Below are 16,255 nucleotides of genomic sequence, written 5' to 3' on the forward strand. Positions count from 1 at the left end.
CTTCCATTAAGACTCACCTGTTCTGTAACAAGTAATCTTAACTTTTATAGAAGCATATTAAAGTTGTTTCCCTCATTTATTTAACGACGATGTTAACAAGCTTGCCTGGAATGACAATAATCTTCACTAAGTTTTTGCCTTCCATATACTCTTGTACTTTACCATCTGCAAGTGCTACTTTTTCGATTTCCTCTTTTGAAGCATCTTTTGCTACGATGATTTTTGCACGTACTTTGCCGGCAACTTGAACAGCGACTTCCACTTCATCATCAACAAGTTTAGACTCATCATATGTTGGCCATTGCGCATATGAAAGTGTTTCGGCATGACCTAAAATCTGCCATAACTCTTCAGCAACGTGTGGAACCATTGGAGCTAGCATCTTCACAAAACCTTCAGCGTAAGCTGTTGGAATAACATCGGCTTTGTAGCAATCATTGATGAATACCATCATTTGTGAAATAGCTGTATTGAAGCGAATACCTTCGTAATCCTCTGTCACTTTTTTCACAGTTTGATGATATGATTTTTCAAGTGTTTTGTCATCAGAAGCTTGAATTTTCGCAGCGATTGTACCATCTTCATTGACAAATAGACGCCAAATACGATCTAAGAAGCGACGTGCCCCGTCCAAGCCATTTGTTGACCATGCAACAGATGCTTCTAGTGGACCCATGAACATTTCATATAGACGTAAAGTATCCGCACCGTGTGAAGAAATGATTTCATCAGGGTTAACGACATTGCCTTTTGATTTAGACATTTTTTCATTACCTTCACCAAGAATCATCCCTTGGTTAAATAATTTGTGGAATGGCTCTTTCGTGTGTACAACACCTAAATCGTATAATACTTTGTGCCAGAAGCGAGCGTATAGTAAGTGTAATACGGCATGCTCTGCCCCACCGATATAAATATCAACTGGTAACCAGCGTTTCAGTAACTCAGGGTCCGCAACTGCTTCTTTATTAGTTGGGTCAATATAACGTATGAAGTACCAGCTAGAACCTGCCCACTGTGGCATCGTGTTCGTTTCGCGACGACCTTTTTTGCCTGTTTCAGGATCAACAACATTTACCCATTCAGCAATGTTCGCTAACGGAGATTCACCCGTACCTGAAGGACGAATATTATCTGTTTTTGGTAGCACTAATGGTAATTCTGATTCCGGTACTGGCGTCGTTGTACCATCTTCCCAATGAATCATAGGAATTGGCTCTCCCCAGTAACGTTGACGAGAGAATAACCAGTCGCGAAGACGGTAAGAGATTTTCTTCTCCCCTACTCCTTTTTCCTCAAGCCATTGAATTGCCTTAGCAATACCGTCCTCTTTGTTTAAGCCATCAAGGAAGTCAGAGTTAATGTGCTTACCATCTCCTGTAAATGCTTCTTTACTAATGTCTCCACCTTCAAGAACAGGAATAATTTCTAAACCAAATTCTGTTGCAAATTCATAGTCACGCTCATCATGTGCCGGAACCGCCATGATTGCACCTGTACCATATGATACTAACACGTAGTCTGCAATCCAAATCGGCATTTTCTTACCGTTAATTGGATTCACTGCATAGGCACCTGTGAATACGCCTGTTTTTTCTTTCGCTAGATCTGTACGCTCTAGATCAGATTTCATTTTTACTTTATCTAAATAAGCTTCAACAGCTTGACGTTGTTCAGCAGTTGTAATTTGCTCCACTAATTGATGCTCAGGTGCAAGAACACAGTATGTAGCACCAAATAACGTATCAGGACGAGTTGTAAACACTGTGAAGTTTTCATCTGTTCCATCTATACTAAATGTTACTTCTGCACCTTCCGAACGACCAATCCAGTTACGCTGCATATCCTTAATAGACTCTGGCCAATCAACTTCCTCTAAGTCGTCGATTAAACGATCAGCAAAGGCAGTAATTTTAAGCATCCATTGTTTCATCGGACGACGTTCTACAGGGTGACCACCACGCTCTGATTTTCCATCAATTACTTCTTCGTTTGCAAGTACTGTTCCTAGTGCCGGACACCAGTTTACAGCTACTTCATCTATATAAGCCAAACCTTTTTTATAAAGTTGGATAAAGATCCATTGTGTCCACTTATAATATTCTGGATCTGTTGTGTTAATTTCACGATCCCAATCATAGCTAAAGCCTAGCTCTTGGATTTGACGCTTGAATGTCGCAATATTTTTCGCTGTAAATTCTGCTGGGTCATTTCCTGTATCAAGTGCGTATTGTTCTGCTGGTAAACCGAATGCGTCCCAGCCCATAGGATGTAGGACGTTATAGCCTTGCATGCGCTTGAAGCGTGAAAGGATGTCTGTCGCTGTGTAGCCCTCTGGATGTCCTACATGAAGACCTGCACCAGATGGGTACGGGAACATATCTAATGCATAAAATTTTGGTTTTTCAGTTTCATTTTCAGTTTTGAAAGTTTTGTTATCTGCCCAATATTGCTGCCACTTTTTTTCAATTTGTTGATGATTAAAACTCATTATTTTTCCTCCTTTGAATGCGTCATACTTTTCTTGAAGAATTGACAAAATATTTAAAAAATAAAAAAACTCGCCCCTTTCTTTGTCAGAAAGGGACGAGAGAATTCGTATCTCCCGCGGTACCACCCACATTAGTGATCACACTCGGCTTTAGCTTCCTTAACGCGGAAGGAACGGCACGAGCTGTTTCACTCGGGCAGACTCAGAAGGCGAGTTCAATTTGCTTTCCTACTAGCTCCCACCAACCGCTAGCTCTCTAAAAAGAAACACAAATTTACTATTCCTCATCATTGTCTTACATGTATTGCATTTATTCTAATGGAAAGTACTGAAAAGCACAAGACTTTGTTTACATACTACCCATTATTGAACAATTCAAACCCTATTTGTTAGACTGTATCTATTTTAAACTACGAGAAAGCTCCGTAAAAATAACCCCTAGCGCATAAGCACCAGCATCCGGATAACCTAGACTTCTTTCACCAACTGTACCAGCGCGACCCATTCGAGCAACAATTTCTTTTGTATATTCTGCTCCTTTAACAGCTGCCTCTGCCCCTTTTTCAAAGGCAGTTTTAAAATCCGCACCAGCTGCAGCGCTTTCTGTCCAAACATTTACACAAGGTACAAGCGCATCTACAAGCGTTTTATCGCCTACCTCTGCCCCTCTTCCGAAAGAGCGCTCACCGATAGACTGTATGCCTTTAAGCGCAACTTGTAACATTTCAGCAAACTCTCCGACCGTTAATTCCATTTTTCCTTCTACAGCTTTACCCGCAGCTCGGAAAGCCCCTCCCCAAATGGGTCCAGAAGCTCCTCCGCAATGCTCCATAATTACCATAGAACTCGCATCAAGGAAAGTCCCAATATTTAAATGTTCCTGACCTAGAATCGAGCTCCATTCTCGTTTTAATTGCTTAAATCCTTTTGCGACGCTCATTCCGAAATCGCCATCTCCTGCATGTGTATCTAATTCGCAGAAAGGTACTTCGTTCTTGATAATAATTTCACTCATTTTATCTACGAGATAAATTATATTATTTAATGTGATTACCTCACTCTTGATAATAGCGTGTTCTTCCACTGTTTCCGTCTCAAAGACAACTTGTTTCTCTTCCAAGTTGTCATTAATATCTACGTACTCTACATTATCAACCGGTCCCTCTACCTTAAATGCAGGTGTATTACATTCTTTCGATAGTAATGTTTTCAGCTCATTATCTAGTTTCATTACTGTTAGAGAAATCCCAGCCATATCAATACTTGTCATGTAATTGCCGACAAACGTTCTATTGATTCGTATATTTCTTTTACTCAACTCTCTAGTCACTGCATTGTTAAACAGATAAAGTTCTTGAAGCGGTGTACCGCCAAAACCATTTACTAGAACAGCAATTTCAGCATCTTTATCTAATCTTAAATCTTTCACAAGGTCATTTGTCATACGAAAAGCTAATTCATCTGCGGCCATAACTTTTTCACGTTTTCTCCCTGGCTCTCCATGAATACCGACGCCATATTCCATCTCATCTTCATCCAATTTGAAAGTCGGTGATCCACTAGCTGGAACCGTACAGGAAGTTAGTGCTAGACCAATTGTTCGAACATTTGCCGCTGCTTTTTCCGCAGCAGCTTTGACTTGCATCAAATCCAAACCTTCTTCTGCTGCAGCACCAGCGATTTTATGCACTAACACAACCCCAGCAACGCCGCGTCTTCCTACTGTATAAAGACTATCCTCTACTGCAATATCATCATTTACGCGGACGTACTCTACTTGAATGCCATCCTCAGTAGCTAAGTGGGCACCATTTTTAAAGTTCATAATATCTCCGCTGTAATTTTTAATAATAAGCAGTGTACCTTTTTTGCTAGCTGTTGCTTTAATTGCTTGATATACCTGTATTTGCGAAGGAGAAGCAAAGACGTCACCGCATACTGCAGCATCCAGCATTCCTTTCCCTACTAACCCCGCATGTGCCGGTTCATGCCCACTACCGCCACCGCTAATTAAAGTTACCTTATTTTCATTCATTTCTTTTTTCTTAATTATTTTATATTTTTTTAACAACTCAAGTTCCGGATGAGCCATAACCATCCCATTGCACATTTCCATAACGAGTGTTTCAGGTTGATTCATAATTTTCTTCATTTTTATTCCTCCCCTGTAAGCTTGGTTACATTCTTCGCAGCCTATTCATATTCATACTTCTATAATTATTCATAGAAGATTTCTACTATGATATGATTTCTATTATTTGAAAGCATATTCTTATTAATTATAGCAAAATGAAAGCGCTTTATCTCGAAAGGACAAAATGAACGATTTGTCTAAAGACACTCGGCCTTTTTTGTTGTAGAGATGATTATCATAATCTCTCATACAGTTCATCCCCCATCTAACTTCTACATTTTCGTAGAATTCCGAGGTGAGAGACTTTACCTGTTGCTTCACTTTCGGTGAGAATAAACTACTGCCCGTTAGGTTGGGATAAAGTGAAACTTTAAGCAGTGGGGATTTTCTCCATCCCCACTGCTTATTAGTCTTCACCAATCGGGCGTTACGGGCAGTTTTTCTTCAGATAACTACTGCCCGTTAACGCGGGATAAAGTGAAACTTTAAGCAGTGGGGATTTTCTCCATCCCCACTGCTTATTAGTCTTCACCAATCGGGCGTTTACGGGCAGTTTTTCTTCAGATAACTACTGCCCGTTAACGCGGGATAAAGTGAAACTTTAAGCAGTGGGGATTTTCTCCATCCCCACTGCTTATTAGTCTTCACCAATCGGGCGTTTACGGGCAGTTTTTCTTCAGATAACTACTGCCCGTTAACGCGGGATAATTCCTGACATTCACGGAAAGCAAAGTGCTTACATCCAATACATTTATTTGTATCTAAATAACTTAAAGACTTATTAATCGCTTCTCCTGTACGCTGATAGAAATTCTCTTCACCAATTTCAGCATATAAACCATTTTTTTGTAGCGCTAATTTCAATTCATCTTGCACACCTGTAACTAAAATAGTGCCACCCTGAGCTTTAAAATTCCGGATGACATTACCAAAATATGTCTCACCTGTCGTATCCAAAAAGGGCACTTTGCTCATGCGTAATATCAAAACTTTTTGTTGTTGTTGAATGGAACTTACAATTGCCTCCTCAAAAGTTTGAGCTGCGCCAAAGAAAAGAGGACCCTCAATTGTATAAATACTAATTTGTGGACAGTCACGTTTCTGGTGGACAACATGTGATTGTACCTTCCCACTCTCTTTCGAATGATCCGGTAATACTTTTGTTACTACAAGCTTTTCGCTCATACGCTTCGCAAATAATACGACTGCTAACACAAGTCCAACCTCTACAGCTAATGTTAAGCTTGTAAAAACAGTCAGTAAAAACGTAATCATTAAAACGAGGGAATCTCCTGATTTTAATTTAATGATATGCGCAAAATGCTTTTGCTCACTCATATTCCAAGCCACGACCATTAAAACTGGAGCCATACTTGCTAACGGAATATGTGAAGCAAAGGGCGCTAGTAATAATAAAGTAACTAATACAAATACACCGTGAATAATACCTGATATTGGTGATACTGCACCTGTTTTAATATTTGTCGCAGTACGCGCAATAGCCCCTGTTGCAGGGATCCCCCCAAAGAAAGGAGTGACGATATTAGCAATTCCTTGACCAACAAATTCGCGATTACTATTATGTTTTGTATTTGTCATTCCATCCGCTACTACTGCAGATAGAAGTGATTCAATTCCGCCTAGCATAGCAATCACAAAGGCTGGTCCAATAAGTAGCTGAATTCGCTCCCATGTGATATCTGGAATCGCAAAATTCGGTAATGTATTTGGAATTTGACCATAGGCCGTTGCGATTGTGGCAACTTGTCCAGAAAAAAAGAACGTTGCAACTAATGTAGAAACAACAATGCCTGCTAACGCCCCTGGAACTTTGGGTAAAACTTTCGGTGTTATTAAAATAATGATCAGACTAATGATTGCCGTTAAAACACTATAAAAGTTTGTTGTACCAATATGCATAACAATTTCTTTTACATTGTCAATAAAATACTCATGTCTTTTAATATTAGTCAAACCTAAGAAATTAGCAATTTGGCCTGTAAAAATAATAACTGCAATTCCTGCTGTAAAACCTATTGTCACGGGACGTGGGATAAATTTTATTAATGAGCCAAGTTTAAATATCCCCATTAAGCACAAAATAACCCCTGCCATTAATCCAGCGATAAGTAAGTTTTCATAGCCATATGAAATGACTACCCCTAGCAGAATTGGCACAAACGCACCTGTAGGTCCTCCGATTTGAAACTTCGAACCACCCAAAAGAGAAATTAGTATTCCAGCAATAAAAGCTGTATATATTCCATACTCAGGCTTAACACCTGACGCAATGGCAAAGGACATTGCCAGTGGTATTGCTACAATCCCGACAATAGTCCCTGAGATTAAATCTTTCTTCAAATGATGAACAGAATATCCTTCATATCGTCCTGTAAACAGTGACTTCATCTATAAATCTTCCCTTCAAAATAATAAGCAAGGTAAATGTTTCATAAGAACACAGTCTACAAAATTTACATATCTTCTTCATTATTTTCGTTAATAGTCATTTCTTCTAATCTTGAAATTGTATTTATCAAGTGATTGTTGAAAATATCTTTTGTTACACCTAGTAATTCTCCAATCATCGGATCGCTTAAAGAATAGTAAACTTTTTTCCCCTCTTTCGTCCCATGCACAATATTTTTGCCTCGTAATACACTTAATTGCTGAGAAACAGCTGAGCCCTCTTTTTCTAAGCAGCTTTGAATTTCATTGACATTTTTCTTACCGTCTACTAGTAATTCCAATATTCTAATTCGTAATGGATGTGCTAAAGCTTTAAAAAAATCTGCCTTAAATTGCTGCAAGCTCTCTTCCACATAAATCCCTCCACGGAACTTCATTTTCATATATTCAAATATTTGAATATGTATGATTGATTGTACGCTACTATAAGCAAACTTTCAATATCAAACATTAAAAAACGAGCAAAAAACGTGTTTCCCACACAGTTTTTGCTCGTTTTCGGAAATTCTTTGTTAAATTTAACCTATTAATCTATCACTGTTTTATTCTTTCGTAAAGGATAATCATAGATAAGGCATGGAATAATCGCAAACAATACTATAATTACTAGGATTAATACGAGTACAATCATGCCAAACTGATCGACCATAATACCACCAAATAGAGGGCCAATCATACGACCAGTTGTTGCCGCACTATTAATAATCCCTTGATAAAAGCCCTGACGCCCTTTTGGTGCAAGCTGATTGGCGATGGTAGGTAAAGCAGGCGTATAAAACATTTCACCAAAAGTTAGCACTACCATTGCTGCTCCAAACATTTTAAAATCACTTGCAAATGCAATGATTCCAAAGGATATTGCGATAAGGATAACGCCTAATACTAATTGACGCTTTAATTTATTTTCCCAACGTTTCACTAGCGGCGCAATTAGCGGTTGCCCTAAAACGATAAGCAGACCATTAATAGTCCAAAGTAAGCTGTACTGTTTCAATCCTAATCCTAGATCTTGCGTATAGGAAGAAATAGTCGCACTCCATTGTGAATAAGCGAGCCAGCATAGTACAGAGGAAGAACTTATAATTAATAATGCATAAAACGGCGCTTTATTTATAATTCGCTTACTTTCACCCACGACATTCATCGGTGCAATGCTCCCCGCTTCTAATCGTTTAAAAGTAAAAAACGCTATAAAAAAGAACAAAATATACATAGCTAAGTTGACCTTAAAGACGTAGTCAAATTTATAATCAGCAACAACGCCGGCAAGTGCAGGACCAATTGCTACTCCTAAATTTTGAGCTAAATAAATTGCGTTAAAGGCCTTTCGTCCACCCTCAGGCCACGCAGTTCCAGCTAAAGCAAACATTCCTGGGAATACAATACCTCCACTAAAGCCGAGTATCGTTAAAATCCACACATAATGTGGCCAGCCGTGCCAAATCGTTAAAGCTATTAATGAGGCAATCGTTAACAGAATGCCTAGCATTGTTGATTTATAGCCACCTATTCTATCAAATAAATAACCACCTAAGAGATTTCCTATTACGCCAGCAGCAGAATTCAGCATCAACACAAAGCCAGCCATCGCAAGGGACTTCCCTAAATAATCGTGCATATAAATGGCATTTAAAGGCCATAAAAATGAATTGCCCGTCGTGTTCACAAGCATTCCGATAATTAAAAACCAAACGCTTTTTGGCATAAAATATCCTCCATTATTTCGCTACTCTAAATAGTTAGTTTATGTTGAAAAATACAAAAGTACAAGAAAAATAAATTTACTCTTTTCACATAGGATTTAGAATATTTACTGTGTAGTTTTTTCGGCCATCCTCATATGATTTACTCCTGTCGATGTACTTTTCGTTTGGCTTCCCTCATCAATCGCTCAGGTCATTCACATAATATTAAATTCTTCCCTCATGACGGAAGCACTAGCACGTGATAAAATATAGTGTTAGAGGAGTGAAATAAATGACAGAAACAAACTTTCCTTTTCCTTCAGATGGAAAAAGGTATTATACATGGAATCGCTATTTACGTGAGCAATTTGGTCATAAAGTTTTTAAAGTAGCACTAGACGCGGGCTTTGACTGCCCAAATCGTGATGGTACGGTTGCCTTCGGAGGTTGTACGTTTTGTAGTGCAGCAGGTTCAGGTGATTTTGCGGGCAACAAAGTTGATCCTATCGAGGTGCAATTTGCTGAAATACGTGACAAAATGCATCAAAAATGGAAGGACGGCAAATATATGGCTTACTTCCAAGCATATACAAATACACATGCACCACTTCCTGTATTAAAGGAAAAATTTGAAGCAGCATTGGCTCAAGAGGGTGTTGTTGGATTATCCATTGCAACACGCCCAGACTGTCTACCAGATGATGTAGTCGAATATTTAGCTGAATTAAACGAGCGTACTTATTTGTGGATTGAACTTGGGCTTCAAACTGTGCATGAAAAAACTGCAAATCTTATCAACCGTGCCCACGACTATGCAACATATGTGGAAGGTGTTGAAAAGCTACGAAAGCATGGTATTCGTGTATGCTCTCACATTATTAATGGCCTTCCTCTTGAAGACTATGACATGATGATGGAAACTGCTCGTGAAGTCGCAAAACTTGACGTACAAGGCATTAAAATTCATTTACTCCACCTTTTAAAAGGTACTCCAATGGTTAAGCAATATGAAAAGGGCATGTTAGAATTTTTAGATCAGGACATTTACACAAAACTAGTGGCAGATCAACTTGAAATTCTACCACCAGATATGGTTATTCACCGTATTACAGGTGATGGACCAATTGATTTAATGATTGGCCCAATGTGGAGTGTTAATAAATGGGAAGTATTAAATGGTATTGATGCAGAGCTAGAACGCCGTGGAAGCTGGCAAGGGAAATTTTATCAAGCTGAGGTTGCCAAATGAAGCTACAACGCGTTTTACAATATGCACAACAGCTGATAAAAGATACAGTTGAAGAGGGCGATACTGTAGTAGACGCCACAGCAGGAAACGGCCACGACACATTATTTTTAGCACAACTTGTCGGCGATGAAGGTCAAGTATACGCCTTTGATGTTCAAAAGAGCGCTGTTGATGCAACTCTCCACCGCCTTTTAGACAATGGCTTAGAGCATCGTGCACTTGTTTTAAATAGAGGGCATGAAGAAGTAGCCAACTATGTCCACAAGCCTGTAGCTGCTGCAATCTTTAATCTCGGTTATTTGCCTGGTAGTAATCACGACATCATTACACAGCCAAATACTACGATACAAGCAATTGGAGATTTGCTAAAGATGCTAAAAATCGGTGGTCTTATTGTCCTTGTCATTTATCATGGTCATCCGGGTGGTAAGGAAGAACGAGATGCTGTAATAGATTATGTCAGTCAACTTCCCCAAAAATATGTACATGTATTAAAATACGAGTTTCTAAATCAACAAAATGATCCTCCCTTTGTGATTGCTTTGGAGAAAATGAAAGATTACTCGTTAAGTTAGTTAGAACGTTTCAATATGAGGCATGATTCCGATAAAGCATTGGAATCATGCTTTTTTAACTTCTTTCAGCAATTTTTTTCTGTAGCGAAAGCAAAGCGTCAGCTACAATTATGCCGAAGCATAATTGATTTTAGAAAAGAAAATATCCCCCGATGGCGCGGGGGATAGGGAGGAGTACTTAATTTTTACTTTCATGTCAAATTACCTTAATTAACTTAGTTAGATTTTAAAAGTGTTTGTCGTTTCATTGCATCCACATATCGCTGATTGACTTTATCCCAATCGATAGTATTCCACCAATTCGTAACAAATTCAGGTCGACGATTTTGATATTTCAAATAATACGCATGCTCCCATACATCAATAATGAGTAGAGGAATTTTCCCCTCTTTTAAAGGCGTTTCTTGGTTAGCTGTACTCATAATGGTTAATTGTTCGCCATCCAGCACTAGCCATCCATACCCACTTCCAAAGCGGGTAATCGCTGCATTAGATAGCTGATCCTGAAAATTATCAAACGTTTTAAAATAATAATCAATCGCCTTTCCAATATCAGCATTTGCCTCACCACCGCCATTGGGACTCATCAAATCCCAAAATAAACTATGGCAATAGTGTCCTCCACCATTATTTTGTACAGCTGTTTGAATATCTGCTGGTAGCACATCAAGATTGCTTAATAAATCTTCCAACGACTGATTTTGTAAATCCTTTTGACCTTCTAAGGCCGCATTTAAATTATTTACATACGTAGCGTGATGCTTAGAATGATGAATCTCTAACGTTCTAGCATCAATATAGGGCTCCAACTGATCATAATCATATGATAGTTTCGGTAAATGGAACACAGTCAATTTTTCACCTCCTCCCCAAAAAAAGTTTCTCAAAGGAAAGATAATTTCCTTAAGACAAAATATACCTTCTTTTTCTATTGCCGTCAATAGAAATTTTTTATAAAACAAAAAAGCTATCTAATAGAATGTTAAATTCTATTAGATAGCTTTCTCTTTATTGTCTATTTATTTTTACGTTTTTCATTATAATCTATCCAGAAATCTGCACCTTTAATTCCTAGTTTACGAGGATCAAAAACAGGATCTTTTCCTTCTTTTTTCTGTTTCTCATAGTCCTTTAATGCTACTATAGCAGGCTTCATAATAATTAAAATCGCTAAAACGTTAATCCAAACCATTAGACCTAATCCAACATCCCCCATCGCCCAAGCAAGATCGGATGTGCGGACTGTACCGTAAAACGCAGAAATTAAAATTGCAAATTTAGCCAGCCATATGACGACTTTCTCTGTAGCTCCTGAGAATAAATAAGCCACATTTGTTTCGGCTATGTAGTAGTATGCCATAATTGTCGTAAAAGCAAAGAAGAATAAGGCAATCGCTACGAATGGTCCACCAAAACCTGGTAGTGAAGAGTCTACTGCATATTGTGTGTATGCTGCGCCTTCTTTAATACTTTTCGCAAATGTGATTTGTTCTTCTCCAGTTAATCCGCCTTTATTGAAATCGCCAACATAAACAAATGAATCAGTACCCGCTTTTTCATCGTGTACATTATACATACCAGTAAATAAAATCATAAATGCTGTAGCTGTACAGATTAATAAAGTATCAATATACACAGAAGCTGCTTGAACGATACCTTGTTTAGCAGGATGCGATACCTCTGCAGCTGCTGCTGGATGCGCCCCTGTCCCCTGACCTGCCTCATTTGAATAAATACCACGTTTAACCCCCCATGCAATAGCGGAGCCAATAATACCACCAAAGATTTCTTGTGCACCAAATGCGCTAGAAAAAATTAATGAAAATACAGCTGGTACTTCTTTAATATTCATTGCAATAATGATGATGGCCATCAGAATATATGCTAATGCCATAAACGGTACAATGATCTGCGCAGCATTGGCAATCCATTTAATACCACCGATAATAATAGTACCTAATAATACGACAATAATAAGTCCTGTAATCCAAGTCTTAATATCGAAAGCGTTTTCAACAGCTGTAGCAATTGCATTCGATTGAACACCCGGCATCAAAATTAACATGGCAGCTAATGCGGCAACAGCAAATATAACTGCAAACCACTTTTGCCCCATTCCTTTTTCTATGTAAAAAGCTGGCCCACCACGATATTCTGTATCTTTCTCTTCTTTATAAATTTGAGCCAATGTCGACTCAACGTAAGCAGTTGCCGCACCGATAAATGCGATTGCCCACATCCAAAAAACAGCACCAGGTCCCCCCATCCCGATTGCTGTAGCTGTACCGGCAATGTTACCTGTACCTACTCGACCAGACAATGCGATAGACATCGCTTGGAAAGATGAAATCCCCTTATCCGATTTTTCGCCTTTAAACATTAAAACAAACATATCTTTAATGTGTCTTACTTGTAGGAACCGTGTGATAATTGAAAAAAAGAGCCCAATTAACAAAATGCCATAAATAAACCACGGTCCCCATAAAATCTCATTAATTTTCCCAACGATTGTTTCCATTTTCCCCCTCCAATGTGAAAAAATATTACTTTAAGTCATTATAGTATTACACTTTTCTGAAAATTACAACATTATATTCAAGTAACAAAAAGTTAGTAATTTTCTAGTTAATTGGAGAGGTAATTCACTATTCAATTATATAGCCAATTCTTCGAAGAGCATTATTAATAAAATCACGTATATAAACAAAAATCTCGTCACGCTCTACTTCATGAAATAGATTATGATAACAGTTTGCCCATTCTTTGAATTGAAACTCTGTAAATTCCATCTGATAAAGCCAATTCCGTGTTTGTTTGGTTTCAGTAATATTATCTTTTTCAGCTGTCATAACTAACATAGGCATATTAGGGAATTCAGCCTTCGGCAATAACACTAAATTGCGCATCATTTGTTGTAGCTCGCGATACCATTTCACTGAAACAACGGATGAAAAAGGAACCTCATCCTTCATCTCATCTCTACCTTCTATACTGCGCGTTAGTGATTCTAATGTAATTTCATGGGTCAGCTTCACATTGGCAGTCAGGGCACTTAAACTAGTTAAAGCATTTGATAGTTTACCTGGCAATAGATTTAAATGAAGCCAAGGTGAAGTTAAAATAATTCCTGCACATTCATATTTTCTTTTTTGCATGGTATGTAGTAATAGAGTCGCACCAAGTCCATGTCCTATTAAAAAGACAGGTAAATTATACGAAAAAGCATTCTCGATTAAATGCCTTGTATATTTGTTGTATTCTTTAAAATCCTCATCGTGAACACTTGAATATCCTACATTTACTCCATGATTAGGTAAATCCCCCATGACTATGTGGAAGCCTTCCAATCTAAGTTTTTCTATAAGCCATGCATACCAACGGTGATTTTCATATGCACCATGAAGAATAGCAACCACAGCCTTTGCTTGTCCATCAGCTTCCCATTTCCACATTTCACATAGTCCTCCTAAAAAAATAATTACACAATGATTATATCGTAATATCTTGATCATTTTAATTTTATATTTCCATCAAGTTGCGTATTTGATACGATAATATTACATCAAAGAAAGAAAAGAGGCGATCCTCATGATCTATCTATTTAAAGGTAAAAAACCCAATATTGACCCTTCTGTTTTTATTGCTGATTATGCAACCGTTACCGGCGACGTTACAATAGGTGCTGAAACAACAATTTGGTTTAACACAGTTATTCGAGGAGATGTATCACCAACAATTATAGGAAAAAGAGTTAGTATTCAAGACCTCTGTTGCTTACATCAAAGCCCCAAATATCCACTAATTATTGAAGATGAAGTAACAGTTGGACATCAAGTAACTTTACATAGTTGTACGATTCGAAAAAAAGCCTTAATAGGTATGGGCTCTATAGTATTAGACGGAGCGGAGATTGGAGAGGGTGCATTCATTGGGGCGGGTAGTCTAGTACCTCCAGGCAAAGTCATTCCTCCAAATAGTTTAGCACTAGGCCGTCCTGCAAAGGTTGTAAGAGAATTAAACGATGAAGATAAAGAAGATATGGAACGCATCATACGTGAATATGTAGAAAAGGGTCAATACTATAAATCTCTTCAACCAAAAAATTAATGTAAAGCAGCTCCACGATTGCTTGGGCAACCGAGCAATATAGGAGCTTATTTTTTTCGTTAAAAAACAGCGAAAGGGGCTAAATTAATGTTAAGCCCCTTTCTGTAATAGTATTTTAAAATATTTCCCCAGCTACTTCATTGCTTTAGCTGAATAGTTTATAAACCTGCTTTTTCTTTTAATGCGTCAGCTTTGTCTGTTTGTTCCCAAGGTACATTTAAATCTGTACGACCGAAGTGGCCATATGCGGCAGTTTGCTTATAAATAGGACGACGAAGGTTTAGCATTTTAATAATCCCCGCTGGGCGTAGATCGAATAGCTCGCGTACCCATTTTACAATTTCACTTTCCGTAACTTTTCCTGTTCCAAATGTATCAACTGCAATAGATACAGGTTGAGCAACACCAATCGCATAAGCTAGTTGTACTTCAGCTCGATCAGCTAAACCAGCTGCTACGATATTTTTTGCCACATAGCGTGCTGCATATGCCGCTGAACGGTCTACCTTAGTTGCGTCCTTACCTGAGAAAGCACCTCCACCATGACGTGCATAGCCACCGTATGTATCAACGATGATTTTACGTCCAGTTAGACCAGCATCCCCTTTAGGACCACCAATTACGAATCGGCCAGTTGGGTTGATGAAATATTTAGTATCGGCATCTAGTAATTCACTTGGAACAACTGGAGCAATAACGAATTCTTTTAAGTCTGCTTGAATTTGCTCAAGTGTAGCTTCTTCATCATGCTGTGTTGAAATTACAATCGTATCAACGCGTACTGGTACATTGTTTTCATCATATTCAACCGTTACTTGCGTTTTTCCATCTGGACGTAAATATGCTAGTTCACCAGATTTACGTACTTCCGTTAAACGACGAGCTAATTTATGCGCTAAACTAATTGGTAATGGCATAAGCTCTGGCGTTTCGTTACATGCATAACCGAACATTAAACCTTGGTCACCTGCGCCAATTGCTTCAATGTCAGCGTCTGTCATAGAGCCTTCACGCGCCTCTAATGCTTGGTCAACACCTTGAGCAATATCAGGTGATTGCTCGCCAATAGCAACAAGAACTGCTAGGTTTTCAGCATCAAAGCCGTATTTCCCACGTGTATAACCGATTTCTGCTACAGTATCACGAACGATACCTTTAATATCTACATAAGTAGAAGTAGTAATTTCTCCTGCTACTAATGCTAAGCCTGTTGTTACTGTTGTTTCACACGCTACACGCGCGTTTGGATCTTCTGCTAAAATAGCATCTAAAATGGCATCCGAGATTTGGTCACAAATTTTGTCTGGATGTCCTTCTGTTACACTTTCTGATGTAAACAGTCGACGGTTTGTCATTTGATTTTCCTCCTATTACTTTTACAAATAATATTTGCGAATTAATACGGTACTCATTACCCATGTCAAGTTCGCCCCTAAGGATTGAACTCTCAAGCCGTTGTTGCTGTCGTTGCACTTTCGCACAGTAAACATTTGTTGCTGTCATTGCACTTTCGCACAGTAAAACAGTTGTTGCTGTCACTACGCT

At 38.5% G+C, this 16,255-nt stretch carries 12 protein-coding genes and 1 other annotated feature; of the genes, 3 read left to right on the top strand and 9 right to left on the bottom strand.

Annotation, left to right across the window (positions count from 1 at the left end):
- Window positions 1-76: 76 nt before the first annotated feature.
- From leuS to ABH966_RS21475, 5 genes are all read right to left on the bottom strand, one after another.
- Entirely contained in the window at window positions 77-2,491 is a 2,415-nt protein-coding gene (gene leuS / locus ABH966_RS21455) for a leucine--tRNA ligase (protein WP_370081966.1), read from the bottom strand.
- A gap of 88 nt (window positions 2,492-2,579) precedes the next feature.
- Window positions 2,580-2,791 (bottom strand) — a binding site (T-box leader).
- Between the two features lie 100 nt (window positions 2,792-2,891).
- Complete coding sequence (gene dhaK / locus ABH966_RS21460) at window positions 2,892-4,643, bottom strand: dihydroxyacetone kinase subunit DhaK (RefSeq protein ID WP_370081968.1); 1,752 nt, start codon at window positions 4,641-4,643, stop codon at window positions 2,892-2,894.
- A gap of 666 nt (window positions 4,644-5,309) precedes the next feature.
- The gene (locus ABH966_RS21465; RefSeq protein ID WP_370081970.1) at window positions 5,310-7,034 is read right to left on the bottom strand and encodes a SulP family inorganic anion transporter; all 1,725 of its coding nucleotides are present in this window, start codon (window positions 7,032-7,034) and stop codon (window positions 5,310-5,312) included.
- A 65-nt stretch (window positions 7,035-7,099) separates the two neighbouring features.
- On the bottom strand, window positions 7,100-7,447 hold the full coding sequence (locus tag ABH966_RS21470; protein ID WP_370081972.1) for an ArsR/SmtB family transcription factor: 348 nt from the start codon (window positions 7,445-7,447) through the stop codon (window positions 7,100-7,102).
- Between the two features lie 173 nt (window positions 7,448-7,620).
- A complete protein-coding gene (locus ABH966_RS21475) occupies window positions 7,621-8,799 on the bottom strand; it encodes an MDR family MFS transporter (RefSeq protein WP_370081974.1) in 1,179 nt (392 codons plus the stop codon).
- A 272-nt stretch (window positions 8,800-9,071) separates the two neighbouring features.
- Here ABH966_RS21475 and mnmL point away from each other — a divergent pair, with 272 nt between their 5' ends.
- Together mnmL and mnmM are read left to right on the top strand one after the other, a co-directional pair.
- A complete protein-coding gene (mnmL, locus tag ABH966_RS21480) occupies window positions 9,072-10,028 on the top strand; it encodes a tRNA modification radical SAM protein MnmL/YtqA (RefSeq protein WP_370081976.1) in 957 nt (318 codons plus the stop codon).
- Window positions 10,025-10,603 carry a tRNA 5-(aminomethyl)-2-thiouridylate-methyltransferase MnmM gene (mnmM, locus tag ABH966_RS21485; RefSeq protein WP_370081978.1) on the top strand — a complete coding sequence of 193 codons (579 nt, stop codon included), beginning with the start codon at window positions 10,025-10,027 and terminating at the stop codon, window positions 10,601-10,603. The genes mnmL and mnmM overlap by 4 nt, the downstream gene beginning before the upstream one ends.
- A 215-nt stretch (window positions 10,604-10,818) precedes the next feature.
- Here the strand turns inward: mnmM and ABH966_RS21490 are convergent, their stop codons facing one another.
- The 3 genes from ABH966_RS21490 to ABH966_RS21500 all read right to left on the bottom strand — a co-directional run bounded on the left by ABH966_RS21490 (window position 10,819) and on the right by ABH966_RS21500 (window position 14,055).
- Window positions 10,819-11,457, bottom strand: a complete 639-nt coding sequence (locus ABH966_RS21490; RefSeq protein ID WP_370081980.1) for a superoxide dismutase — start codon at window positions 11,455-11,457, stop codon at window positions 10,819-10,821.
- Window positions 11,458-11,618: 161 nt separating this feature from the next.
- Window positions 11,619-13,121 carry an alanine/glycine:cation symporter family protein gene (locus ABH966_RS21495; protein ID WP_370081982.1) on the bottom strand — a complete coding sequence of 501 codons (1,503 nt, stop codon included), beginning with the start codon at window positions 13,119-13,121 and terminating at the stop codon, window positions 11,619-11,621.
- 127 nt (window positions 13,122-13,248) lie between these two features.
- Entirely contained in the window at window positions 13,249-14,055 is an 807-nt protein-coding gene (locus ABH966_RS21500) for an alpha/beta hydrolase (RefSeq protein WP_370081984.1), read from the bottom strand.
- A gap of 136 nt (window positions 14,056-14,191) precedes the next feature.
- Between ABH966_RS21500 and ABH966_RS21505 the strand changes: the two genes are divergently transcribed.
- Window positions 14,192-14,710, top strand: a complete 519-nt coding sequence (locus ABH966_RS21505; protein WP_370081986.1) for a gamma carbonic anhydrase — start codon at window positions 14,192-14,194, stop codon at window positions 14,708-14,710.
- A gap of 158 nt (window positions 14,711-14,868) precedes the next feature.
- Here the strand turns inward: ABH966_RS21505 and metK are convergent, their stop codons facing one another.
- Window positions 14,869-16,065, bottom strand: a complete 1,197-nt coding sequence (gene metK / locus ABH966_RS21510) for a methionine adenosyltransferase (protein ID WP_132364592.1) — start codon at window positions 16,063-16,065, stop codon at window positions 14,869-14,871.
- Window positions 16,066-16,255: the final 190 nt, after the last annotated feature.

The sequence above is a fragment of the Lysinibacillus sp. RC46 genome, assembly GCF_041262385.1.
Classification (GTDB): Bacteria; Bacillota; Bacilli; order Bacillales_A; family Planococcaceae; genus Lysinibacillus.